The organism is uncultured Granulicatella sp., from assembly GCF_963521425.1.
Taxonomy (GTDB): Bacteria; Bacillota; Bacilli; order Lactobacillales; family Aerococcaceae; genus Granulicatella.
Window position 1 is genome coordinate 1 of the sequence record NZ_CAUQUN010000003.1, and the last position, 23,361, is coordinate 23,361.

At 33.3% G+C, this 23,361-nt stretch carries 25 protein-coding genes and 1 CRISPR repeat array; of the genes, 22 read left to right on the plus strand and 3 right to left on the minus strand.

Translation table 11 applies throughout. The features are described from left to right. Nucleotides 1-358: direct repeats of the CRISPR family, unit length 28 nt; unit sequence GCTGTGTTGTTCTGAATGGTTCCAAAAT. A gap of 258 nt (nucleotides 359-616) precedes the next feature. The 8 genes from RWO76_RS01260 to RWO76_RS01295 all read left to right on the plus strand — a co-directional run bounded on the left by RWO76_RS01260 (nucleotide 617) and on the right by RWO76_RS01295 (nucleotide 6,962). After that, nucleotides 617-913, plus strand: a complete 297-nt coding sequence (locus RWO76_RS01260) for a rhodanese-like domain-containing protein (protein ID WP_314353786.1) — start codon at nucleotides 617-619, stop codon at nucleotides 911-913. A 127-nt stretch (nucleotides 914-1,040) separates the two neighbouring features. Beyond that, nucleotides 1,041-1,697, plus strand: coding sequence for a dTMP kinase (tmk, locus tag RWO76_RS01265; protein ID WP_314350024.1), 657 nt, complete (start codon nucleotides 1,041-1,043; stop codon nucleotides 1,695-1,697). A gap of 1 nt (nucleotide 1,698) precedes the next feature. Then, complete coding sequence (locus RWO76_RS01270; RefSeq protein WP_314353787.1) at nucleotides 1,699-2,028, plus strand: cyclic-di-AMP receptor; 330 nt, start codon at nucleotides 1,699-1,701, stop codon at nucleotides 2,026-2,028. 7 nt (nucleotides 2,029-2,035) lie between these two features. Next, on the plus strand, nucleotides 2,036-2,986 hold the full coding sequence (holB, locus tag RWO76_RS01275) for a DNA polymerase III subunit delta' (protein ID WP_314353788.1): 951 nt from the start codon (nucleotides 2,036-2,038) through the stop codon (nucleotides 2,984-2,986). 18 nt (nucleotides 2,987-3,004) lie between these two features. Beyond that, nucleotides 3,005-3,361 carry an initiation control protein YabA gene (locus RWO76_RS01280; RefSeq protein WP_006703426.1) on the plus strand — a complete coding sequence of 119 codons (357 nt, stop codon included), beginning with the start codon at nucleotides 3,005-3,007 and terminating at the stop codon, nucleotides 3,359-3,361. 511 nt (nucleotides 3,362-3,872) lie between these two features. After that, nucleotides 3,873-5,330 (plus strand): arylsulfatase, encoded by a 1,458-nt coding sequence (locus tag RWO76_RS01285; protein ID WP_399543038.1) that lies wholly within the window; start codon nucleotides 3,873-3,875, stop codon nucleotides 5,328-5,330. Beyond that, nucleotides 5,330-6,202: a formylglycine-generating enzyme family protein gene (locus tag RWO76_RS01290; RefSeq protein ID WP_314353791.1), complete on the plus strand. Its 873-nt coding sequence runs from the start codon at nucleotides 5,330-5,332 to the stop codon at nucleotides 6,200-6,202. Before RWO76_RS01285 ends, RWO76_RS01290 begins: the two co-directional genes overlap by 1 nt. Continuing rightward, nucleotides 6,183-6,962, plus strand: a complete 780-nt coding sequence (locus RWO76_RS01295; protein WP_314353793.1) for a sulfite exporter TauE/SafE family protein — start codon at nucleotides 6,183-6,185, stop codon at nucleotides 6,960-6,962. The genes RWO76_RS01290 and RWO76_RS01295 overlap by 20 nt, the downstream gene beginning before the upstream one ends. A gap of 457 nt (nucleotides 6,963-7,419) precedes the next feature. On the opposite strand, the gene rsmI is transcribed toward RWO76_RS01295, so the two are convergent. From rsmI to RWO76_RS01310, 3 genes are read right to left on the minus strand one after another with little or no spacing between them, the layout of a single operon-like run. Next, nucleotides 7,420-8,307 carry a 16S rRNA (cytidine(1402)-2'-O)-methyltransferase gene (gene rsmI / locus RWO76_RS01300; RefSeq protein ID WP_314353794.1) on the minus strand — a complete coding sequence of 296 codons (888 nt, stop codon included), beginning with the start codon at nucleotides 8,305-8,307 and terminating at the stop codon, nucleotides 7,420-7,422. Beyond that, nucleotides 8,304-8,615, minus strand: coding sequence for a GIY-YIG nuclease family protein (locus RWO76_RS01305; protein ID WP_314353795.1), 312 nt, complete (start codon nucleotides 8,613-8,615; stop codon nucleotides 8,304-8,306). The genes rsmI and RWO76_RS01305 overlap by 4 nt, the downstream gene beginning before the upstream one ends. A 4-nt stretch (nucleotides 8,616-8,619) precedes the next feature. Beyond that, complete coding sequence (locus tag RWO76_RS01310; protein WP_314353797.1) at nucleotides 8,620-9,366, minus strand: tRNA1(Val) (adenine(37)-N6)-methyltransferase; 747 nt, start codon at nucleotides 9,364-9,366, stop codon at nucleotides 8,620-8,622. 169 nt (nucleotides 9,367-9,535) lie between these two features. Here RWO76_RS01310 and RWO76_RS01315 point away from each other — a divergent pair, with 169 nt between their 5' ends. From RWO76_RS01315 to RWO76_RS01380, 14 genes are all read left to right on the plus strand, one after another. Next, nucleotides 9,536-11,011, plus strand: a complete 1,476-nt coding sequence (locus RWO76_RS01315; RefSeq protein ID WP_314353798.1) for a DUF4097 family beta strand repeat-containing protein — start codon at nucleotides 9,536-9,538, stop codon at nucleotides 11,009-11,011. Between the two features lie 27 nt (nucleotides 11,012-11,038). Then, on the plus strand, nucleotides 11,039-11,320 hold the full coding sequence (locus tag RWO76_RS01320) for a PspC domain-containing protein (protein WP_314353800.1): 282 nt from the start codon (nucleotides 11,039-11,041) through the stop codon (nucleotides 11,318-11,320). 4 nt (nucleotides 11,321-11,324) lie between these two features. Further along, nucleotides 11,325-11,672 carry a phage holin family protein gene (locus RWO76_RS01325; RefSeq protein ID WP_314353802.1) on the plus strand — a complete coding sequence of 116 codons (348 nt, stop codon included), beginning with the start codon at nucleotides 11,325-11,327 and terminating at the stop codon, nucleotides 11,670-11,672. A 177-nt stretch (nucleotides 11,673-11,849) separates the two neighbouring features. Further along, the gene (gene hprK, locus RWO76_RS01330) at nucleotides 11,850-12,782 is read left to right on the plus strand and encodes an HPr(Ser) kinase/phosphatase (protein ID WP_314353803.1); all 933 of its coding nucleotides are present in this window, start codon (nucleotides 11,850-11,852) and stop codon (nucleotides 12,780-12,782) included. Nucleotides 12,783-12,793: 11 nt separating this feature from the next. Further along, a complete protein-coding gene (gene lgt / locus RWO76_RS01335; RefSeq protein ID WP_314353804.1) occupies nucleotides 12,794-13,642 on the plus strand; it encodes a prolipoprotein diacylglyceryl transferase in 849 nt (282 codons plus the stop codon). Nucleotides 13,643-13,654: 12 nt separating this feature from the next. After that, nucleotides 13,655-14,698: an NAD(P)H-dependent glycerol-3-phosphate dehydrogenase gene (locus tag RWO76_RS01340; RefSeq protein ID WP_314353806.1), complete on the plus strand. Its 1,044-nt coding sequence runs from the start codon at nucleotides 13,655-13,657 to the stop codon at nucleotides 14,696-14,698. Then, complete coding sequence (gene galU, locus RWO76_RS01345; protein ID WP_314353807.1) at nucleotides 14,695-15,612, plus strand: UTP--glucose-1-phosphate uridylyltransferase GalU; 918 nt, start codon at nucleotides 14,695-14,697, stop codon at nucleotides 15,610-15,612. Before RWO76_RS01340 ends, galU begins: the two co-directional genes overlap by 4 nt. A 103-nt stretch (nucleotides 15,613-15,715) precedes the next feature. Next, a complete protein-coding gene (trxB, locus tag RWO76_RS01350; RefSeq protein WP_314353808.1) occupies nucleotides 15,716-16,660 on the plus strand; it encodes a thioredoxin-disulfide reductase in 945 nt (314 codons plus the stop codon). Nucleotides 16,661-16,843: 183 nt separating this feature from the next. Beyond that, entirely contained in the window at nucleotides 16,844-16,996 is a 153-nt protein-coding gene (gene rpmG / locus RWO76_RS01355; RefSeq protein WP_005607156.1) for a 50S ribosomal protein L33, read from the plus strand. Nucleotides 16,997-17,376: 380 nt separating this feature from the next. Further along, on the plus strand, nucleotides 17,377-18,771 hold the full coding sequence (locus RWO76_RS01360) for an MATE family efflux transporter (protein ID WP_314353809.1): 1,395 nt from the start codon (nucleotides 17,377-17,379) through the stop codon (nucleotides 18,769-18,771). A 3-nt stretch (nucleotides 18,772-18,774) separates the two neighbouring features. Further along, on the plus strand, nucleotides 18,775-20,487 hold the full coding sequence (locus RWO76_RS01365; RefSeq protein WP_314353810.1) for an ABC transporter ATP-binding protein: 1,713 nt from the start codon (nucleotides 18,775-18,777) through the stop codon (nucleotides 20,485-20,487). A 198-nt stretch (nucleotides 20,488-20,685) separates the two neighbouring features. Beyond that, nucleotides 20,686-22,569: a PTS sugar transporter subunit IIA gene (locus tag RWO76_RS01370; RefSeq protein ID WP_314353812.1), complete on the plus strand. Its 1,884-nt coding sequence runs from the start codon at nucleotides 20,686-20,688 to the stop codon at nucleotides 22,567-22,569. Continuing rightward, on the plus strand, nucleotides 22,556-23,014 hold the full coding sequence (locus RWO76_RS01375; RefSeq protein WP_314353813.1) for a PTS sugar transporter subunit IIA: 459 nt from the start codon (nucleotides 22,556-22,558) through the stop codon (nucleotides 23,012-23,014). The genes RWO76_RS01370 and RWO76_RS01375 overlap by 14 nt, the downstream gene beginning before the upstream one ends. 20 nt (nucleotides 23,015-23,034) lie before the next feature. Continuing rightward, nucleotides 23,035-23,349, plus strand: coding sequence for a fructose PTS transporter subunit IIB (locus RWO76_RS01380; protein ID WP_314353815.1), 315 nt, complete (start codon nucleotides 23,035-23,037; stop codon nucleotides 23,347-23,349). Nucleotides 23,350-23,361: the final 12 nt, after the last annotated feature.

The window sequence follows — 23,361 nt, forward strand, 5'->3', positions numbered from 1 at the left end:
GCTGTGTTGTTCTGAATGGTTCCAAAATATGACGATGGTCGTGGTGCATTAGATTGGGGTTTTAGAGCTGTGTTGTTCTGAATGGTTCCAAAATTAGTTGAGTTACAATTTGAGCAAACAATTGGTTTTAGAGCTGTGTTGTTCTGAATGGTTCCAAAATCTAAATATTACTATGAGTTATTACTTCAAAGTTTTAGAGCTGTGTTGTTCTGAATGGTTCCAAAATCCATTAGCATCTTGATACATCATAATCAGAGTTTTAGAGCTGTGTTGTTCTGAATGGTTCCAAAATGATATGCAAGACGGGGTGGAATTATAATCAGCTTTAGAGTTATGTTGTTTTGAATAGTAATTAAATGATAATGTTACAAAGCTAAATAGTTTTTTAGGAGTAAAATTATGGCAAATAAAATGATACTTGTAGAAGAAAAAGAAGCGTATGTAAAAGGGATGGCAAATTGATAAGGAACACCTAGAATCTATCTAGGTGTTTTTTTCTTGTTCATTAGTAGTATTACTAAACTTATAAAATTCATTCAACAAGACTCAAAAGTATGCTAAGTATATGTTATATGTTAAAATCAAAGAAAATACATGATTAAAAGGGGTTAGGAAAATGAAAAATATTTCAGCAGCAGAATTTCAAAAAGTAAACCAATCAGAGGAAGTCGTTTTAATTGATGTTCGTGAAAAAGATGAGTATCAAGCTGGACATATTCCAGGAGCAGACAATTTTCCATTAAGTGAATTAGGAACAACTTGTTCGAATTTAGATAAAAATCAACCTTATTATGTCGTTTGTCAAGCAGGGGGGCGTTCTGCCAGAGCCTGCGAATTTTTGGAAGCTCAAGGTTTTGAAGTGGTGAATGTAACTGGTGGAATGAATGCTTGGCAAGGTGAAGTTGCTAAGTAGGAAAATTTTTCTATTGAACAGATGGCTCTCGGTTTCTCAATTTTCAATCGAATATTCAGTTTTGAATTTAAGTTCATTGGAAAATATGATAAAATGAAATAGAATTTGCAAAACTAGGAGGAGTATTGTGCCGGGATTATTTATTACGATGGAAGGCCCAGATGGAGCAGGAAAAACAACTGTGATTGAAAAGCTTATTCCATTATTAGAAGAACGAACAAATGTGACCATTACTTCTACTCGAGAACCTGGAGGAAGTCGAATTGCTGAAGATATTCGACAAATTATTTTAGATGTTCAAAATGTAGAAATGGATGTTCGAACAGAAGCAATTTTATATGCAGCCGCAAGAAGACAACATTTAACGGATCGAATTTTACCGAATTTAGAAAAAGGTGGCATTGTATTTTGCGACCGATTTGTAGATAGTTCATTAGTTTATCAAGGAGTAGCTCGTGGAATTGGTGTCGAAGAAGTGTATCAATTAAATCAATTTGCAACAGCAGGGAAAACACCAGATGTGACTTTATATTTGGATGTTCCAGCTGAAATTGGATTAGAAAGAATTCATTTAGCAAAAGGGAATCGTCAATTTGATCGATTAGATCAAGAAGGCCTACAATTCCACAAAATGGTTCGACAAGGATACTTGGATATTATACCGACAGATCCTGAACGTTTTATCCAAATCGATGCAACAAAAACAGTAGATGAAGTTGTGCAAGAATGTTTAACAGCTTTAGTAGACCGTTATCCAGAATATTTTACGAATGGAGAGAGATAATATGAAATTAATTATTGCAATTGTACAAGATAAAGATAGTCATTTATTAAGCGATGAGTTTGCAAATGCAAATGTTCGTGCAACTCGTTTATCTACAACAGGTGGATTTTTACGAGCAGGAAACACAACATTTTTAGTAGGGATTGAAGAAGAACGTGTGGAAGAAGTTTTAACAATTATTCGTGAAAACTGTGAATCAAGAGAACAATTAACAACTCCTCCAGTACACTTGGATACAACATTAGAAGCAGGAATGTCAATGCCAGTTCCAATTCGTGTAGGTGGTGCAACTGTATTTGTTGTTCCGGTAGAAGCTTTCCATCGTTTCTAATATGAGCATGCTGAAGCAATCTTTTATTCATGCAGTACAAAAAAATCGTTTAGGGCATGCCTATTTATTTGAAGGAATGCAAGGGGTTGGAAAAAGAGATTTAGCCCTCTTTCTTGCCAAATTAGTTTTTTGTCAAGAAAGAGATAATCATGAAGAACCTTGCTTAAAGTGTGATTATTGCCGAAGAATTGATGAGGGAAATTTCCCTGATGTCATGGAGGTTACTCCAGATGGGCAGACGTTAAAAGTAGACCAAATGCGTGAGTTAAAACAACAATTATCCAAAACAGCAATGGAAGGACATATGAAAGTGTGTATTATCCATGATGTGGATACATTAACGACTGGTGCAGCAAATAGTTTGTTAAAATTTTTAGAAGAACCAGAGTCTTCTATATTATTTTTATTACTAACAAGCCGACTTAGTAAAGTATTGCCAACAATTCAATCTCGTTGTCAAATTGTTCATTTTGCAACGCCTGTTATGGAAACTTTAACGAATCAATTAGAGGAAGCAGGAGTAATTCCTTCCGTCTCTCGTCTATTAGCAACATTGACAAGTGATTTGGATGAGGCATTAGAATTAGCCAATAGTGAATCATTCCAACAATTGCGTCAAGATAGTTGGCAATGGTATACACGAGTATTTCAAAATCGTTCGATGGCATTTGTAACGATTCAGTCGCAAATGATGCCGTTATTGACTTCAAAGGCTGAAGGTCAACGATTTTTAGAATTGTTATCCATTTATGTGAGAGATTCTCTTTATATGGCAATAGGTGCTAAAGAGCAAATGATTCAAAAAGATAAAGCAACGACTTTACAAACGATTGCGAATCAGTTAACTGTGCAAAAGTGGATTGAATTACATGAGAATACGACTAAATTGTTAGAAAAAGTTCAATCAAATGTAGGGATACAGGCTGCCCTAGAACAATGGGTATTAATGATTCCTTAGTAAGAAAGGAGAGATGGTATGACGAATCGTCAATTATATGACCGAGTAGAACAATTAAAAAGACAAGTTCATCAGCAATTAGAATTGTTAGAAGAAATTAGTCAAGAATTACAAGTGGTCATTGAAGAAAATCATAATTTAACGATGGAAAATCTTCACTTAAAAGAACGATTAGATACCATCGACGAATCTGTTCCAACAGATCAATCAAATGAGCAGGTGGAACAAAAGAAAAAACGCAGTCAGTCATTGATTAATTTGGAAAATATTTACGACCAAGGCTTCCATATTTGTAATTTTTATTATGGAAAACGTCGTGATAATGATGAAAATTGCATGTTTTGTACCGAAATTTTATTTAGTGAAAAGCAATAAATATTAGAATAACAGACTAAAAAAACACTTTTCTATTGGTAGCAAGGACGCCAGCAGCCTCGCAAATGCGAGTCTCATGGCTAAACTTCGAGCCTTGGTCTCGAAGTTTCCTGTAATATAAGCCGGTACGGCTTATATTACTACTGCTACGGGAAAAGTGTTTTTTATTCTGTTATTCTGGGTTCTATCATGATATTTGGTTGATATGTAAATGACGTAGAATACTAGCAACTGATGCATTTTCTCCTTAGCAAAAATAATATAAGCCGCGAAACGGCTTATATTACAGGGAGAATTCGAGACAAAGGCTCGAATTCTAGCCATGAGACTCGCTTAGCGAGGCTGCTGGCGACCTTGCTACGTTTAGGAAATTTCTTGTATTCTAGTATTCGTTTTTGTTAAAGAAAGCAATATCTTTATAAAAAGAAGCAATATGTTATATGATATTCACCTTTCTATCAAAAATATAATCGTTTATAATAAACATACGTAAGAAATGGGAGTGAAAGATATGAAACAAAAACCAAATGTTATTCTATTAATGGTGGATCAAATGAGAGCCGATGCGCTATCTTTTAATGATCCAAATCATTTTGCGATAACACCAACTTTAGATATGATGGCTTCTTTGGGATATAATTTCGAACAAGCCTATTCTCCTGTTCCGAGTTGTGTACCAGCACGTGCAGCCTTATTAACCGGAATGGATCAGTCTTCTACGGGTCGTGTAGGGTATGAAGACGAAGTTCCTTGGAATTATACAAATACATTACCTCAAACATTCAGAGATTGGGGATACCAAACAGAGTGTATTGGGAAAATGCACGTTTACCCTTCAAGAAAAAGAATGGGATTTGACCACGTAGTATTACACGACGGGTATTTACATGTCGATCGAAAATATGATAAAGCTTATGGGCAAAATTTTGAAGCTTCTAGTGATTATTTAGAATTTTTGAAAAAAGAATTAGGCCACGATATTGATATGATTGATGATGGTGTCAATTGTAATTCTTGGGATGTTCGTCCATGGGAATTGCCAGAAAAATATCACCCAACAAACTGGGTCGTTAGCGAGTCGATTCAATTTTTAAAACGTCGAGATCCTTCCGTGCCATTTTTCTTAAAAATGTCATTTGAAAAACCTCATGCACCTTTAAATCCACCGAAATATTTTTATGATTTATATATGGATGCATTGCCAGATGAAATAGATTTGCATATTGGAAACTGGGAACGACTAGAAGAAAAGATTCCGGATTTATATGCTCATCGTGGGAAATTAAAACCAGATGCGCAAAAAAGAATGTTAGCAGCTTATTATGGCTTAGTTTCTCATATCGATAATCAAATTAGCCGTTTCTTAACAGCGTTGCAAGAATTTGATTTAGATAAAAATACGATTATTTGGTTTGTATCCGATCATGGGGATCAATTAGGAGAACATTATTTATTTAGAAAAGCTTATCCTTATCAAGGAAGTATTAAAGTTCCATCGTTTATTTATGATCCAGGAAATATTATTGCAGCCAGTCATAAAACAATTAAGCAATTAGTAAAATTACAAGATATTTTCCCTTCATTAGTAGATTTAGCACTTGGAGAACAAGTGGAAGTGGATGGAAAGAGTGTGAAGCAATTACTGTTTGGTCATTATGAAGGTTGGAGACAAGATTTCCATGGGGAACATAGTAAGGGTGTCGATTCTTGTCAATTTGTCTTAACTCAAGATTGGAAATTCATTTGGTATCCTGTAAAGAATGAATATCAATTATTCCATATGCCAACGGATCCAAATGAAATGAAAAACCTAATATCAGAAGAAAGTTATGCTTCAGTTATTGAAGAGTTAACAGCAAAACTAGTGCAATATTTAGAAAATCGTCCGGAAGGATTTGTCAAAGATGGACAATTACGTCAAGTGCCAGTTGAAGCGATTCGTGCAACTCTTTATAAGGAGGAAGCTTAATGGAATTTGTTCAAATACCCGCTGGAACTTTTTTAATGGGAGATTCTACTCATCAAGGATTTGTAGAAGACTATGAAGGACCATCTGTAGAAAAAGAAGTTCATGCATTTGAAATGGCAAAAACTCCGGTGACGAATGCAGAATTTTTAGAATTTGTACAAGCAACTGGTTATCAAACTTTAGCGGAGAGATTAGGCGATTCCTATGTATTTCATTTGTTGTTGCCTGAGGAAAAAAGGGAGAATTATCCTCATGTAACAGGTTCTCCTTGGTGGAAAGTCGTGCCAAATGCTAATTGGGCACATCCATTTGGAGAAGGATCTAGTATAGAGGGAATCGAAGATCATCCAGTCGTTCATATTGCATTAGAAGATGCTATTGCTTATTGTCGATGGGCTAAGGTGCAATTGCCAACTGAAGTGCAATGGGAATATGCTGCTAGAGCAATGAGTACAAGTACATATCCTTGGGGAGAGGATTTAGTACCTGAATCAGGCTATCGCGCAAATACATGGCAAGGAGATTTTCCAAATACCAATGACGCATTAGACGGATTTGTTGGAACAGCTCCTGTGTATTCATTTGAACCGAATGATTTTGGATTATATCAAATGATTGGAAATGTTTGGGAATGGTGTAGTCATCAAAGAGGGATTGTTTTACCTTTAGTAGAAGAGAGGATTTCTATTGATTCGATAGTACCTAGTGGGGAATTTGCCATTCGTGGGGGATCATTTTTATGTCATTGTTCTTATTGTAATCGATATCGAGTAGCTGCTAGAAATGGCGCCTTTGTAACGTCTACAACAAGTCATATGGGATTTCGTTGTGTCCGTTTTGAGGAGGAATCATATGTACGTAGCAATATATAGCATCATCGTCTGGATTGCGACTTTTATTGGCGCAATAACGGGATTAGGTGGAGGAATTATTATTAAACCGGCTTTTGATTTTGTTGGGTTAGATCAAGCGGCGATGATTAGTGTGTATTCGACAATTGCAGTATTTTCGATGTGTATTGTATCACTTTATAAAAGATGGGATGATGTAAAAAATAGTCAGCGAAAAATTGCATTAGGTCTTTCAGTAGGTTCGATTGTAGGGGGATTATCTGGGGAACAAATTTTCCAAATGGCGTTACAAGCTTGGGGAAACCGATTGGTGAGTTTATCCCAATCGATTTTATTAGTCATCATTCTAGTGGGAATTATTGTGTATGCCTTTTTCCAAGAGAAAATTGTGACTCACTCCTTAAACCAATTATTTGGGATTATGGTTTTAGGGTGGAGTGTAGGTTTAGTATCGGTTTTTCTTGGAATTGGGGGAGGTCCTTTGAATATTGTGCTGTTATTATATTTCTTTTCAATGAAATCAAAAGAAGCGGCTTTTTATTCGATTCAAATGATTTTCTTCGCGCAGATTATGAAAATGGGCTCCATTGTGACGCATCTGCATCAGATTGAATGGAGTGGGTTATTAGTGATTTTGATTATTGTTTTTGCATTTTTAGGTGGATATTTTGGAACAAAAATTCAAAAGAAATTAACCCACCAACAAGTACTAAACTGTTATCATTTACTGATGATAGTCTTACTATTTATCAATTTGTATAATGTGTATCGACGACTATAATTTAAAAACTAGAACAGACTTCCTTTAGTTGCAAGGTCGCCAGCAGCCAGCTAATGCTGTCTCATGGGGAAATTTCGAGCTTAGGTCTCGAAATTTCCCTGTAATATTATCCGATATATATCGGATAATATTACTTTTGCTACTAAAAAAAGTCTGTTCTAGTTTTTTGAATTAACTACACAAAGTTGAAAAAGTACTAGGGGTTACAGAATAAAAAAATCTATGATGATAGATACGAATTTGGACAATCAACAAAAATTTAATTTTTGTGTGAAAGATGAATAAGAAAAATAGACAAGACTTTTTTGCCGCTAAAGTCATATAATTCAATATACATATTGGATTATATGACAGGTAAAATTCGAGACCGAGGCTCGAATTTTAGCCATGAGACTCGCTTTTGCGAGGCTGCTGGCGACCTTGCTGGCTAAAAAGTCTTGTCTATTTTTATTTACGTCTACTCTTGATGAATCAACTTATAAACGTCTTGTTTTTTTAGTTGGTTTTGTTTTGCTACCCATTTAATGGCGTCTTTTTGAGAAAGTTGTTGGTGCTCCATTGCCCATTGAACTTGTTCTTCTAAACTTAAATGTTCATAAGAAGCAGTTTCTTCCGTTGCAACGCTAGTTGTTACTTCTTCTGGACGAGTGGTCCCAATTAAAATACAACATTCGCCTTTTAATTCTTCTTCCGCACATAGAGTTTTCAATTCTAAAGCCGTTCCACGAATAAATTCTTCATGCTTTTTCGTTAATTCCCTACATAAAACGACTTCCTTTTCTTCACCATAGACTTGAACGATAAGACTAAAACAATCCTCTAATCTATAGGGAGACTCATATAAAATCACTGTTTCACTATGACTCGATAAAGCTGTTAACTCAGCCACTCGGTCCTTTTTCTTTCTAGGAAGAAATCCGTAAAAATAAAATGGTTGAGGAACTAATCCTGATGCGATGAGTGCAGTAATTGCAGCATTAGCACCCGGTAATGGAATAACGGTAATTCCTTCTTGAATACAAGCTTGAACAAGTTCAAATCCTGGATCACTAATCGAAGGAGTTCCGGCATCACTTACTTGAGCAATATTTTTTCCTTCTTTTAACCATTCGATAACACTAGGAATCCGTTCCTGTGTGTTATGTTCATGAAAACTTTTTTGAGGAGTTTGAATTTCAAAATGATTTAATAATTTCTGAGTATGTCTTGTGTCTTCTGCAAGAATAAAATCGACTTCTTGTAAAGTTCTAATGGAACGAAAAGTCATATCGTCTAAATTTCCAATGGGAGTAGGGATTAAGTATAGTTTCCCATAAGGTGATTCTTCAAAACTTTTTTGTCTCATGAAAGTTCCTCCTGTTGTAATAATTGAATGATAGGCATGGCTGTTTTTCTTATGCTCACACCTTGCCCTGTTAGATAGTTTATTTTTTGACTACGAGTTTGTTGTTTAAAAGCATATTCTGCTTTCAATGCTTCGGATTTAGTAGCATATTCTTTAGCATATAATAGGGTAATGGGGCGTCTTGTTTTTGTATACTTAGCTCCTGTTCCATTATTATGAGCCATGATTCTTTTTTCTACGTTTGTTGTGTATCCTGTATATAAAGTGTTATCCTTACATAAGGCAACATATATATAATGTGTTCCCATTTCATTAACCCCATAATACTTTTTTTAAATTATCCGTATATTGATTATTTTCATCAAAAATAGTAATCGGTGGTAAAATACGAACGCCACCCGGGTGTCCGTCTTTTATCAGTTCAATGAGGACAATATTACTTTCTTTTCCTTCTTTTGGATGAATGAATTGAATTCGTTTTGGTTCTAGTCGGTAGACTCTTGCTATTGTTAAAATATCCGTGAGACGATCTGGGCGATGAACGATAAAGGCTTTTCCTTTCATCTTTAGTAACCCGGATATGTTTTGCAGTAATTCTTCTAATGCTAAATGAATTTCATGACGAGCAATCGTGAAAGCTTCCTTTTGATTGACGAGAGCTTGTTCTTGTAATTTGAAATAAGGAGGATTACATGTAATGTAATCGACGGAGTCTTTCTTTAGTATCGTTGTAATTTCTCGAACATCTGCTTGGAGTATTTCTACTTTTTTTTCTAATTGATTGAGTTGGATTGTTCGATTTGCCATATCACATAACACTTCTTGTAATTCAACGCCTAAAATTTTATTGTTTGTTTTAGCGCTGAGTAAAAAGCTGACGACTCCATTTCCCGTACATAGATCTACAATGTTTGCTTTTTTTTGATGAGGGATAGTAGCGAAATCACTTAATAATACTGCATCAATTGAAAAAGAGAATACTTCCGAACTTTGGATAATATCAATATTTTCTCGTTCTAATCTATCTAGTCTTTCATGTGGTTTTAACTCAATCGTCATAAAGTCTCCTTAATTTCATCCAGTATAGTAGGTTTATTTTAGCATAGAAGGGAAGACTCTGCACAAAAATATATTTTTAAGAATCAAACTTAAGACCTATGACATCTAAAATGGAAAAAGGCATAATAGACTTGTAAATGATATTAGAAAATGAATGGAGGAATCCGATATGAATGAAAAAGAACGTATTTTAGATTTAGTAAAAAAAGGAGTGATTAGCTCGCAAGAAGCAATTTCTTTATTAGAAGAGCTTGGAAAAAATCAAGGGGAAGCTTCAAAAGTGAGTGAGCAAGAGAAAAAAGATGCATCCACTTACCAAAAAGAAGATGAAAAACGATTCGATACAGTTTTAGACAGTATCGCATCTGTTGTCACAAATTTTTCAAGTGAATTTGATAAAGAATTTGAAACATTAAACCAAGTGACTCAACAAGTGAAACAAAAAGAAGAACGAATCGAAGAACTTCATACAGCAAAAGCTCTTGATAAACTAACTGTAGAACAAGAAATGGAATTACAAAGACTTAATGAAGAATTAGAAGTCTTACGTTCTCAACAAAGAAGTTTAGAAGAAGAGAAAAAAGCAGCACAAGATGAAATGAAACGATTGAAAAAAGAAGAATTCGATGAAAAAATTAAAAAAACCAAACAAAAAATTGAAGAAACAGATTGGCAACAAACAACAAGTGATTCTCTATCACAATTAGGAGGAATCATTGGACGATTTGCAGGTCAATTTGCTAAAGCAGCTGCTGAAACAGCTCGTAATGTAAGTGTTACGATTAAAGATCATCCAAGTTTTTCAACGATGTCTCCATTTTTCTATAAAACAACTCATTCTTATGCCTTTGAAGAAGAGTTTGGCGAAATTGGTATTGTTGAAATCAAAGTGGCAAATGGTGATATCAAAATGAAAACTGCTCCTCAATCAACTGTAACGATTGAAGGAGAATTTCGATTAAATGAAGAATTTGAAACGGAAGAAGAAATTGAAAACTATATAAATGAGCGATTGAATGTTAGTCTAGAGAACGATACATTTAAATTCTTTATTCCAAGTAAAAAAGTTTATGCAGATGTGACTTTTGTTTTCCCAGAAAAAGAGTATGATTATGTTAGTGTTAAAGGGTTGAATAGTGGAATTCGAATGAAAGATTTCACGGGAAAAGATTTTTATGCAGAATCACAAAATGGTGAAGTTTCTGTTAAAAATGTGAGTGGAACTATGTTAGAACTGACAAGTAAAAATGGAACGATTAAACAATTAGATGGACAATTCAAAGATACTATTTTAGATGGAACAAATGGGAATATTATTTTTGATGCAGAAGCAGAAAGTGCCACACTAAAAACAGTTAATGGTTCAATTAAAGTGAAAAAAGTTTCACCAAATGCCAAACAAATTATGGCTAAAACGGTTAATGGAAATGTACAATTAGATGTACCAGAATCATTAGAATTAGAAGCAACTTTAAGTACATCACTAGGAAAATTACATTATGATGATGCACAATACGAAGTGATTAAACATGAAAAAACAGTGACAAGTCATTCAGTTGTTTTAAGAAAACAAAAAGAAACGGTTCCTGTTAGAATTACAGGGAAAACAACGACTGGAAGTGTGACATTAAATTCGGTACAATAGAGATAAATTCGTAAAGAGGAGAGAACTATGAAAAGAAAAAGATTAATGCGTTCAAAAGATAATCGTATATTAGCAGGTGTTATTGGTGGGGTGGCAGAATATTTAGACGTTGACGCAAGTATTTTAAGAGTCATCTTTGTATTGTTAACATGGTCAGGAATGCCAATCTTATTATATATTTTACTTGCGATAATTATTCCTTCAGAAAAAAGACCAAGAAATTACAACTATTATTATGATTCTTACAATCAACCGAGAAAAGAAGCTCGAAAAGTAGAAGAAGACGATTCTGATTGGAGTGACTTCTAAGGGGATGTTTTTAAGAAAAATCGCTATTAACACAGTAGGATTTATGGTCATTGCAGCATTGCTTCCTCAATTCGTTGTAACCAATTGGGGATCAGCTTTGTTTGCGGCGATTGTTTTATCAATTTTAAATGTTGTCGTGAGACCAATTTTGATGATTGCCTTTATTCCATTAATTGCGGCAAGTTTTGGTTTTTTCATGCTCATCATTAATGCACTAATACTTGGTTTAATGATGGGAATTGTTCCAGGGATTCACGTTACATCATTTTGGATGCTAATTGTGGTAAGTGTGTTATTAAATATTTTTAGAAAATTTGTTGAAAATTTCTTCAAGGAAGAAGAATATTATTAGGATAAAATGATTTTTCATAAGTAGTCATAAAGATCTACTATGAAGAGTCATTTTTTATTTCAGTCATCTGGGGGAAGGAAAATATTAGAGAATCTATAAAGTTTTAGTGTAGAATTTACCCGAGAAGTATAAAAATGTGGTATGATAAACTAGAATAAGTAGAAAATGAGGGATGATATGAAATCGAACGTAACGATAGAAAAACTTGCCGAAAAACTTCATTTAAAACCATTACATGGTTTAGAATATTTAAATCGTGAAGTTACCACTAGTGAAATTTCAAGGCCAGGATTAGAATTAGCAGGATATTTTAATTTTTATCCAGCAGAAAGAATTCAATTATTAGGAAGAACAGAATTATCATTTGCAGCACAATTATCTTCGCAAACTAGATTAAAAACAATGCGTCGATTATGTACACCTGAAACACCTTGTTTTGTTATCGCAAGAAAATTATTACCACCAGAAGAATTAGTTCAAGCAGCAGAAGAAGCTAAAATTCCTATTTTACAAGCAAGCTCGAGAACGACTCATGTATCGAGTAGTGTTACGAATTATTTGGAAAGTCGATTAGCTCCTCGTACATCAATGCATGGTGTATTAGTAGATGTATACGGAATTGGAATGTTGATTACTGGAGAAAGTGGCGTTGGTAAATCTGAAACAGCCTTAGAATTAGTTCAAAAAGGTCACCGTCTAGTAGCAGATGATCGTGTTGAATTGTATCAACATGATGAATTAACCCTTGTTGGTGAAGCTCCAGAAATTTTAAATAATTTAATTGAAATTCGTGGAATCGGCATTGTTGATGTAATGACATTATTTGGTGCAGGAGCTATTTTAGATACGAAACAAGTAGATTTATTAGTTCATTTAGAAAATTGGACACCAGATAAGCAATATGATCGTTTAGGAAGAGCAGTTGAAACGACTGAAGTGATGGGAGTAAGCATTCCAAAAATGAGAATTCCTGTGAAAACTGGTCGAAATGTTTCGATTATTTTGGAAGTTGCTGCGATGAACTTCCGTGCGAAAAAAATGGGATTTGATGCTACAAAAACATTCACAGAACGTTTAGAGCAGTTAATCGCTGAAAACAGCGAACAATAGGAGGCGATTGTATGAATGAATTTTTACTTCAAACGATTAATCCTATAGCTATTGAAATTGGTGGCTTACAAGTTCGTTGGTATGGTATCATTATTGCAACTGCTATTTATATCGCAGCTACTCTAGCAGATAGAGAAGCAACTAAAAAAGGATTTCGTAAAGATTTTGTAGTTGATTTAGTATTTTGGGCAATTCCATTAGCCTTTTTAGGAGCAAGATTTTATTATGTTTTGTTTGAATGGAAGCATTATATTGCTAACCCGATTGATATTATTAAAATTTGGGAAGGCGGTATTGCCATTTATGGTGGATTAATTGGTGGAGCCTTAACAACTTATTGGTTTTGTAAGAAGGAAGAAGTTTCCTTTATTTTGTTATTAGATATTTTAGCGCCTGTTGTCTTATTAGCACAGTCAATTGGACGTTGGGGGAATTTCACGAATCAGGAAGCTCATGGTGCAGAAGTTACGAGACAATTTTTAGAAAATCTTTATTTGCCAAGTTTTATTATTGATCAAATGAATATTAATGGCGTTTATTATCATCCAACTTTTTTATATGAATCTTTATGGTCTGCTTTAGGAGTTATTTTATTAGTCATTTTAAGAAAGAAAGCTTCTATTAAAGTTGGGGAAATTGCAGCGACTTATCTGATTTGGTATGGATGTGGTCGTTTTGTAATTGAAGGAATGCGTACAGATAGTTTATGGCTATTTGGAGTGATTCGTATTTCTCAAGCATTATCTTTAATCTTAGTGATTGGAGCCATCATATGGGTATGGATGCAAAGAAGAAATCATCCACAGAGACCTACTTATGCATCCGTTGATGATCCAAAATCATCGGATTTATGGATTTAAAGGAGTCAGTTTATGAAACAAAAAATTGCAATTTTAGGGGCAGGTTCTTGGGGAACAGCATTGGCTATGGTTTTAAAAGACAATGGTCATGATGTATGTTTATGGGGAAATAATGCTTCTCAAATTGAAGAAATTTATACAAACCATACAAATCATCAATATTTACCAGAAGTTATTCTAAATGAAGAAATTTATGCAACAACAGATTTAGAAAAAGCACTATCAAGGGCAAATGCAGTTTTATTTGTGCTTCCAACTAAGGTTATTCGTTTAGTCGCTAAACAAGTGGCTCCTTTATTAGAAGGCAATCCTGTGATTATTCATGCGAGTAAAGGGTTGGAACAAGAAAGTTACTTGAGAATTTCTGAAATTTTAAAACAAGAATTACCAAAAGAGAAGTATGAAGAGATTGTCGTGCTTTCTGGGCCAAGTCATGCAGAAGAAGTTGCTAAAAAGGATTTAACAACAATTACTGCTGCATGTGCTGAATTATCATCCGCAAAAATTGTTCAACAATTATTCAGTAATTCTTATTTTAGAGTATATACGAATATGGATGTTATTGGCGTGGAATTAGGAGCAGCATTGAAAAATGTTATTGCAGTTGGTGCAGGTGCTTTACATGGACTAGGCTATGGAGATAATGCTAAAGCAGCTTTAATGACTCGTGGTTTAGCAGAAATTAGTCGTTTAGGAATTGCTTTTGGAGCAGATCCACTAACTTTTATTGGATTAAGTGGAGTGGGTGATTTAATTGTAACTTGTACAAGTATTCATTCAAGAAACTGGCGAGCAGGAGATCAATTAGGTCAAGGAAAATCTTTAGACGATATTTTATCTAATATGGGAATGGTTGTTGAAGGTGTCGAAACATGTAAAGCAGCTTATAAATTAGCTCAGGAAAAAGGAATTGAAATGCCGATCACAAACGCTGTTTACAATATTTTATATAATGGGAAAAATATTAAAACAGAAGTTTTACAATTGATGGAAAGAGAAAGAAAATCAGAAGTATCATTAAAATCACATCAAGAACAAATGGAGGTATCACAATGAAAAAAGTAAAAAAAGCAGTTATTCCGGCAGCTGGTCTAGGAACACGTTTATTACCAGCAACAAAAGCGATGGCAAAAGAAATGTTACCAATCGTAGATAAACCAACGATTCAATATATTGTAGAAGAAGCTTTAGCTTCAGGAATTGAAGAAATTTTAATTGTTACTGGAAAGAGTAAACGTCCAATTGAAGACCATTTTGATTCAAATATTGAATTAGAATCTAATTTGGAATCAAAAGGGAAAAAAGAGTTGCTTGAGTTAGTTCAAGAAACAACAGGAATTAAATTATACTTTGTTCGTCAATCTTATCCTAAAGGGCTTGGAGATGCAGTTTTACAAGCGAAAGCATTTGTTGGTGGAGAGCCATTTGTTGTTATGCTTGGAGATGATATTGTCAAAGCAAAAGTACCGTTAACAAGACAACTAATTGAAGGATATGAAAAAACTCATGCTTCAAATATTGCGGTAATGGAAATTCCAATGGAAGATACAAATAAATACGGAATTATTGAACCAGAAAGTAAAGTAGCTGATGATTTGTATAATGTTCGTCACTTTGTAGAAAAACCAAAACCAGAAAATGCACCAAGTAATTTAGCGATTATTGGTCGTTACTTATTAACGCCTGAAATTTTTGATATCTTAGAAAATCAAAAACCAGGAGCAGGTGGAGAAATTCAATTAACAGATGCGATTGATACATTAAACCAAACTCAACGTGTATTTGCGAAGAAATTTGAAGGTACAAGATATGATGTTGGAAATAAACTTGGTTATATGACAACAAGTATCGAGTTCGGATTAGAGCATCCAGAAATTAAAGATGAATTAAAAGATTATATTATTGATTTAGCTCATCAATTAGAAGGTAAAACTTCAAGCAAGAAAGTTGTTGAATCAAAAGAAAAATAATAAAATAGAATAGACAATAAAAGGACTGAACAACAAAAGTTGCAACTAGGCAGTAGTTTTTGTTCAGTCTTCTTTTATAACTAAAGGTAAAGGAGATTCGATAATGGAAGAAAGAACAATTTATGATGTGATTATTATTGGTTCAGGACCTGGAGGGATGACAGCGGCATTATATGCTTCACGTGCGAACTTAAAAACATTAATTTTAGAAAAAGGAGTTCCTGGTGGAGAACTTTTAAATACTTCTGACGTAGAAAATTACCCAGGATTTTCAAATATTAGTGGACCAGATTTAGCAGACAATATGTATAAAGGAGCAATGCAATTTGGTGCAGAATATGCATATGGCAATGTAAGTGGTATTGAAGTGGATGGAGATTTACGTATTGTTCATGCAGGGAAAAAATCTTATGCCGCTTATGCAGTAGTGATTGCGACTGGTTCTTATCACCGTAAATTAGGGGTTCCTGGTGAAGAGGAATATGCTGGAAGAGGTGTTTCTTATTGTGCAGTGTGTGATGGAGCTTTCTTCAAAGGTAGTGATTTATTAGTCATCGGTGGAGGAGATTCTGCCGTTGAAGAAGGAACTTATTTAACACAATTTGCCAATAAAGTTACGATTGTTCACCGTAGAGATACCTTACGTGCACAAAAGATTTTACAAGATCGTGCATTTGCGAATGAAAAAATGGACTTCTTATGGAATAAAGCTGTAGAAGAAATTTCAGGAGATGAGCAAAAGGTGACTCATGTTACATTAAGAGATACTCAAACTCAGGAACTTTCTCAAGTAGAAGCTGCGGGAGTATTTATTTATGTTGGATTATTACCGTTGACAGAGCCGTTTAAAGATTTAGGAATTACAAATGAAGAAGGCTGGATTGTCACAAATGAAAAAATGGAAACAAGCATTCCTGGCATTTATGCAGTAGGAGATGTGCGCCAAAAACATTTAAGACAAATTACAACAGCTGTTGGTGATGGTGGAATTGCCGGAAATGAAACATATCACTATGTAGAAAGTATTAAGGAAAAATTGGCAAAATAATAGAATTGTTTGTTTCGAAATAGAAATTCACATATTTGAGAAATGGGAGTTTTCTTAAAGAAAATATATCGAATTTGTAGCAACAGCCGTTGACAAATGTGTAGGATTTTGTTATTATAAACAGGCAAATCGTAAAAAAATCGATGAGTTATTGAATCTATTTGGAAATGAGAGGTGTCATTCATGCGTATCAACATTTTATTAGAATGTGCTGAAACAGGTGAACGTTTATACTTAACAAGCAAAAACAAACGTAACAACCCAGAACGTTTAGAATTAAAAAAATATTCTCCAAAATTACGTAAACACGTTGTTTTCAAAGAAACTAAAAAGTAATTTCGAGAAAAGTAATTGGAAGGTCAAGCGAAGCTTGGCCTTTTTTTCTTGTTACGGAAGAGAACTGGATTTTTTGAAATAGTAGCAAAGGACGCCAGCAACCCTGCGGTTTCATGGCTAAAATTCGAGCCTAGGGTCTCGAATTTCCCTAACATTAGTAGCCATTCAGTGGCTCCTAATGTGTTTGCTACTATAAAAAATCCAATTCTCTTTTTTCGTGACCGTATGAGGGGACGTATGTAAAGTGGATTTTTTGATATAGTAGTAAAGGACGGCAGCAGCCCTGCGGTTTCATGTGATTGCTACTATAAAAAATTCATTTGTCACCATAACACTACCTTAATAGTTCAAAATCTTGTATACTGTTAAAGGTGATTAAAATGGAGAAACAGCATACAAAAAATTTTATAACGAGTGGAAATATTAATCGAGTCATTTTAACGATTGCCACTCCTTTAATGATTAATAATTTAATTCGAACTTTATATAATTTAACGGATGGATTGTATGTAGCTCAGTTGTCTGCTGAAGATTTTGCGGCGACTGCGTTTATTTGGCCGTTAAATTTTTTATTTATCTCAATTGGTTTGGGAATTAGTGTTGGAGCAACGGCTCTCATTGCGCAATATTTCGGAGCAAATGATTTAAAATTAGCTAAGAAATATACTTGGAATACGATGGCGTTAACGTTTGTTTTTGGTTTTCTATTATCAACGATTGGCTATATTTTTGCTGGTCAATTTGTAGAATGGATGGGAGCTAGTGGAGTCTTTTATGAGAAATCGACTGCGTATTTAAAAATTAATTTTATTGGATTATTTTTTGATTTTGCTTATTTTGGATATCAAGCATTGCTGAATGCGCAAGGTAGAACAAGAGTCATTACAGTAGTTAGTACAATATCCTCTATCACGAATGTCTTATTAGATCCGATATTTATTTTTGCAACGATTCCTTTTACACAAATTCCTGGATTAAATGCGGGGATTGAAGGAGCTGCTTGGGCAACGGTAATTGCGAAAATTATATTATGGTTTTTAGCGATTATGGCTACTAGAAGAGAATCCATTATTCATGTTCCATTGTATGAAGTGGATTATGATGCATCTGTTATTCGTAAAATTTTACAAGTAGCATGGCCTTCTGCATTTGGATATGGGGGAGCTGCATTTGGTTTTACTGTATTAAATGGATTAATTCAGTCATACGGGACTTCTGTTCTTGCAGCTTATTCTATGGTTAATCGTATTTCAGATATTTTAACACAACCGCAAATGGGAATTGGATCTGCTTTAACAGCCATTATTGGGCAAAATATGGGAGCAGGATTATTTGAACGAGCTCATGCGATATTTAAACGAGCATTGATTTGGGTGTTATTCATTTCTGCACTTGGAAGCGTAGCTATTTTTATGTGGCAAGATACTTTACTTCATATTTTTATTAAAGATGTAACGGATACGATTCTTTGGAATAGTGCGGTTGAATATTTATATTACACAGCATTCATTATTTTCTTTATGGGGATGTTTTCTGCGTATAGTGGATTTTTCCAAGGTTGTAGTGCAACAAAATATTCCATGAATATGTCAATTGGACGTTTATGGGTTGCTCGTTTACCAATTATTTGGATATTAGGAAGTTTAACAGAGTTAGGAGCTACTGGTATTTGGATTGCGATGTTACTTTCGAATGCTTTAACGGTTTTATATGGACATTTAGTTTATAAATGGAAAGACTGGAGTAGCATGCATTATGCAAAAGGAGAGAGTTAGTACATGTTGAAAGAATTTATTAAATATTATAAACCGTATCGAAAATTATTTTTATTAGACTTTACTTGTGCGGTTATTGTGGCAATTTTAGAATTAGCCTTTCCTGTAATGGTTCATCGTGTCATTGATGAAGTGTTACCACAACAAAATGTTGGAATTATTTTAGTAGTAGGATTTAGTTTAGTGGCGCTATATGCGACTTCTACAGTATTAAATTATATTGTCGTATCCTTCGGGCATTTATTAGGCATTAATATTGAAACGGATATGAGAAGAAATTTATTTGCCCATATTCAAAAACAATCATTTTCATTTTTTGATAATATGAAAATCGGTGAATTATTAAGCCGTTTATCGAGTGATTTATTTGATATTAGTGAATTAGCACATCATGGTCCAGAAGAATTGTTTATCGCTATTATGACGTTAATTGGTTCGTTTGTATTGATGTATCAAGTTCAACCAACACTAGCTTTATGGACAATTGTATTTGTTCCGTTTTTAGCGATTGCATTAGCGGTTTTCAATCGAAAAATGTCAGCAATTAATCGTCAAATTTATAAAGGCTTAGCTCACTATTCTGCTGGTTTGGAAAATGTGTTAAGTGGGATGCGAGTGGTAAAGGCTTTTGCCAATGAAGAACATGAACAACAATTATTTGAAGGGTTAATTCAAGAATATCGCACGAATAAAATTCAGTTTTATAAAACAATGGGTTCAAGTAGTTCGTTTAATTATTTATTAATGCGTAGTATTAATTTATTTACATTAATGCTTGGTTCGTATTTTACCGTTACAGGACAACTTACTGCGGGAGAATTAGTGGGGTATATTTTACTAGCAAATGTTTTTGTTCGACCTATTGATAAAATGAATTCGATGATTGAATTATATCCAAAAGGAGTTGCTGGATTCCGTCGTTATCAAGAATTAATGGCTATTGAACCGGATATTCAAGATCGACCTGATGCAATCGAAGCGCCTCATTTTGAAGGAGATATTTCTTATCGTAATGTAAGTTTTGGATATGAAGAAAACAAAGCTGTTTTGGAACATGTTTCAATGGATGTGAAGAAGGGAGAAACCGTTGCGTTTGTAGGGCCTTCTGGTGTAGGGAAAACAACATTGGTGAATTTATTACCTCGTTTTTATGAATTACAAGAGGGAGAAATTTTAATCGATGGGCAAGATATTCGTAACTTTACAATGCAATCGTTAAGACGTCAAATTGGAGTTGTTCAACAAGATGTATTTTTATTTAATGGAACGATTCGTGAAAATGTACTTTATGGTCGATTAGATGCAACGGATGAAGAAGTAGAAGAAGCTATTGAGCGTTCTAAATTAAGAGAAGTAGTCGATGATTTAGAGTTTGGTTTAGATACTCAAATCGGAGAACGTGGGGTCAAATTATCTGGTGGACAAAAACAACGATTATCGATCGCCCGTATTTTCTTAAAAAATCCTTCGATTTTAATTTTGGATGAAGCAACAAGTGCATTGGATACTCAAACGGAGAAATTTATCCAACAATCCTTTGATGAACTCGCAAAGGGAAGAACGACTTTTATTATTGCGCACCGATTAGCAACCATTCAACATGCAGACCGTATTATTGTAGTAACAGAAGATGGTTTAGCAGAAGATGGTACGCATGAGGAATTATTGAAGAAAAATGGCATTTACGCTAATTTATATCATGCACAATTTGCGTAATGAAAGAGGAAAAATACTTTGCTATTATGGCAAAGTATTTTTTATTTTATCTAATAGAATATATGAATAAATTAATGAAGCATACATTAAATTGCAGAAAGTTTCTGCAATTTTTTGTCATTTACAGGGAAAAAATCCTGGAATATAATTTAAATATAAATGATATAGCTATTGAGTTTATGAAAAAGAGGTGTACTGATGTTAACTAAGAGGCAGTTGAAATTAGTTGAAATACTAAGTAATTTAGAAACTTATCAGACTGTTGCACGAGTTGCTAATTGTTTAGGAGTATCAGAGAGAACTCTTCATACGGAATTGAAAGTTATAGAAAGTGAAGGTTTTAAAATAGATAGAAAAAGAGGTCTTGGGATAAGATTAAAAGAACTAAACCAAGAGTACGATATATCTGATTTTGAAATTGATAATATTAAAAATCGCCGAATTGAAATTATGAAAAAAATTATTTTCGATCAACAAAGTATAACTTTTTTTGGATTAGCAGAGGAGTATTTTACAAGCACAACATCAATTCAAAATGATATACGAGTAATTTCAAAGATTTTATTTAGAGACACTAATGTTAATTTGGTAAGCGATTACTTAGGTACTCGACTAGATAAATGTAGTACGGAGGAAATGATTAAAGTGATGGTTAACTTTAATTCATTTATCATTTCTGAGATGGAAGATAGAAATTTAGATGATAATAATAAACTGGTTTTATTATCAGAATACTATTCTAGGGATGTTGTATTTGTTTGTAATAGTATACTTTATAGCTTTGTGAAGAAAAATGTAAACGCTATTTCTGATGCGTATATAGAATATTTCCTTAGATATTTAATTGTATTAGTATATCAATTAAAGAATGACAGACATATTACTTTGGTTGAAAATTCAGTTGATTATTTTCAACACTCTTTCTATATTGATAGTGCTGTAAAAATATTGCATAAAGCATCATTACGATTGCATTTTAATTATACTAACGAAGATGTTCAATATTTATCATTACTTTTGTTGAATTATAGGTTTGAAGAATTACCTCAAGAAAAAGTAGATAACAATTTTATTAATGATTTAGTAAAACAAGTTTCTAAAGCGATGAATATTGATTTTTATAAAGATGATGTATTGTTAAAACAGTTACATCAACATATACCAGCTATGCTTTCAAGATTAAAATATCAAACAGTAGTAAAAAATCCTTTTTCAGAACAAATTAAATTAGAATATTCAATCACATACAATATTCTATGGATAATTTTAGAAGAAATATTACCTCAAAATATAAGTAAAATAAATGAAGATGAAAATGCATTTTTAACTTTATATTTCCAACTATCTATTGAAAAATTAAAGAAGGGAAGAAAAATTCTTGTTATATGTCCAACAGGAATTGTAACTTCTGAGCTTTTAATAAACAAAATTAAAACAGTATCACCATCTTTTGATAGGATTGAGATAGCTTCAATATCTGAAGCTTTTGAACTCGATTTAAATTCTTATGATTTAATATTAAGTACAGTAAAGATACCTAAAAAACTTAAGAATGCATATCTTGTTTCACCGTTAATAAGTGATGATGATTTAAAATTTTTGTTTAATAAAAATAAATCATTAGATAAGAAAAAAGCCAATTTAGATTGTTTAAAAGAGTTTATTAAACAAGATTTGATATTTGTTAATGAGACGATGAATAATCGAGAGAGCCTATTTCAAAGGACAGGAAAAAAATTGGTTGAAAAAGGTTACGTAAATGATTTTTTCCTTAATAGCTTATCAGAGCGTGAGAATTTAGGAGGGACTGATTTACCATTAGGTGTAGCTGTTCCTCATGGGAAAACGAAGGATGTGAGAAAGAGTTTTATTACTATCGTAAAGCTAGATAAGAAAATTCATTGGAAAGATTATAAGATTAATTTAGTTTTTATGATAGGAATTGCTCAAGACGATATTCATCTAACAAAAAAAATTATTTCTAATATATATAATCTTATTAGTGATGAACAAATATTAAAACAATTGAGACAAGTGAAAACGAGTAAGGAGGTTGAGGATATACTTTATGGAAGAAAGTAAAATTATAAATAGAAATTTAATCTTTTTAGATGAACCTAAAGTTGATAAAGAACAAATTATTAAATTTTTTGCAAACAAATTAAAAGAGAATCATTATATTGATGATGAAAATACATTTTATGAAGCAGTTATGGAAAGAGAATACGAAATTCCAACTGCAATTGGATATGACATTGCAATCCCACATGGAAAATCAAATACTGTCTTACAACCTTTTATTGCTTTTTTAAGAACGCAAAATAAATTTAAATGGACTGAAGGTTATGAGGATGATGTACAATTAATTTTTCAAATAGGGGTACCTGCAACTGGAAATGAAAAATTACATTTAAAATTTATATCTGAGGTTAGCAAAAAATTATTAGATGAGCATTTTAGAGATAAGTTAAAGACTTTTTCTGATGCAGAACAAATATATGAATTATTAAATTCTATAGAAATATAGGAACAAAAGGAGGAATAATTATGAAAATTGTAGCAGTAACTGCTTGTCCTACAGGGATAGCACATACGTATATGGCTCAAGAAGCTATTGAAAAAGAGTGTTTAAAACGTGGTTATGAAGTACATGTTGAAACGCAAGGTGGAATGGGAATTGAAAATGAACTAGAACAAGATGTTATTGATGAAGCTGATTTTGTTATTTTAGCAATTGCTGTAGAAATTGAAGGACAAGATCGGTTCGAAGAAAAGGAAAATGCTGGAAAGGTATTATACATTGAACCTGGAGAGGCAATTAGAAATCCAGGAGCAATGATTGATCAGATTGAATCTATTTAATGGGGGGATTTA

What these genes read in the sequence shown, in the direction of transcription:
- RWO76_RS01260 (WP_314353786.1), top strand. Translation starts at nt 617, where the DNA reads ATGAAAAATATTTCAGCAGCAGAATTTCAAAAAGTAAACCAATCAGAG.
- RWO76_RS01270 (WP_314353787.1), top strand. Translation starts at nt 1,699, where the DNA reads ATGAAATTAATTATTGCAATTGTACAAGATAAAGATAGTCATTTATTA.
- holB (WP_314353788.1), top strand. Translation starts at nt 2,036, where the DNA reads ATGCTGAAGCAATCTTTTATTCATGCAGTACAAAAAAATCGTTTAGGG.
- RWO76_RS01280 (WP_006703426.1), top strand. Translation starts at nt 3,005, where the DNA reads ATGACGAATCGTCAATTATATGACCGAGTAGAACAATTAAAAAGACAA.
- RWO76_RS01285 (WP_399543038.1), top strand. Translation starts at nt 3,873, where the DNA reads ATGAAACAAAAACCAAATGTTATTCTATTAATGGTGGATCAAATGAGA.
- RWO76_RS01290 (WP_314353791.1), top strand. Translation starts at nt 5,330, where the DNA reads ATGGAATTTGTTCAAATACCCGCTGGAACTTTTTTAATGGGAGATTCT.
- RWO76_RS01295 (WP_314353793.1), top strand. Translation starts at nt 6,183, where the DNA reads ATGTACGTAGCAATATATAGCATCATCGTCTGGATTGCGACTTTTATT.
- rsmI (WP_314353794.1), bottom strand. Translation starts at nt 8,307, where the DNA reads ATGAGACAAAAAAGTTTTGAAGAATCACCTTATGGGAAACTATACTTA.
- RWO76_RS01305 (WP_314353795.1), bottom strand. Translation starts at nt 8,615, where the DNA reads ATGGGAACACATTATATATATGTTGCCTTATGTAAGGATAACACTTTA.
- RWO76_RS01310 (WP_314353797.1), bottom strand. Translation starts at nt 9,366, where the DNA reads ATGACGATTGAGTTAAAACCACATGAAAGACTAGATAGATTAGAACGA.
- RWO76_RS01315 (WP_314353798.1), top strand. Translation starts at nt 9,536, where the DNA reads ATGAATGAAAAAGAACGTATTTTAGATTTAGTAAAAAAAGGAGTGATT.
- RWO76_RS01320 (WP_314353800.1), top strand. Translation starts at nt 11,039, where the DNA reads ATGAAAAGAAAAAGATTAATGCGTTCAAAAGATAATCGTATATTAGCA.
- RWO76_RS01325 (WP_314353802.1), top strand. Translation starts at nt 11,325, where the DNA reads ATGTTTTTAAGAAAAATCGCTATTAACACAGTAGGATTTATGGTCATT.
- hprK (WP_314353803.1), top strand. Translation starts at nt 11,850, where the DNA reads ATGAAATCGAACGTAACGATAGAAAAACTTGCCGAAAAACTTCATTTA.
- lgt (WP_314353804.1), top strand. Translation starts at nt 12,794, where the DNA reads ATGAATGAATTTTTACTTCAAACGATTAATCCTATAGCTATTGAAATT.
- RWO76_RS01340 (WP_314353806.1), top strand. Translation starts at nt 13,655, where the DNA reads ATGAAACAAAAAATTGCAATTTTAGGGGCAGGTTCTTGGGGAACAGCA.
- galU (WP_314353807.1), top strand. Translation starts at nt 14,695, where the DNA reads ATGAAAAAAGTAAAAAAAGCAGTTATTCCGGCAGCTGGTCTAGGAACA.
- trxB (WP_314353808.1), top strand. Translation starts at nt 15,716, where the DNA reads ATGGAAGAAAGAACAATTTATGATGTGATTATTATTGGTTCAGGACCT.
- rpmG (WP_005607156.1), top strand. Translation starts at nt 16,844, where the DNA reads ATGCGTATCAACATTTTATTAGAATGTGCTGAAACAGGTGAACGTTTA.
- RWO76_RS01360 (WP_314353809.1), top strand. Translation starts at nt 17,377, where the DNA reads ATGGAGAAACAGCATACAAAAAATTTTATAACGAGTGGAAATATTAAT.
- RWO76_RS01365 (WP_314353810.1), top strand. Translation starts at nt 18,775, where the DNA reads ATGTTGAAAGAATTTATTAAATATTATAAACCGTATCGAAAATTATTT.
- RWO76_RS01370 (WP_314353812.1), top strand. Translation starts at nt 20,686, where the DNA reads ATGTTAACTAAGAGGCAGTTGAAATTAGTTGAAATACTAAGTAATTTA.
- RWO76_RS01375 (WP_314353813.1), top strand. Translation starts at nt 22,556, where the DNA reads ATGGAAGAAAGTAAAATTATAAATAGAAATTTAATCTTTTTAGATGAA.
- RWO76_RS01380 (WP_314353815.1), top strand. Translation starts at nt 23,035, where the DNA reads ATGAAAATTGTAGCAGTAACTGCTTGTCCTACAGGGATAGCACATACG.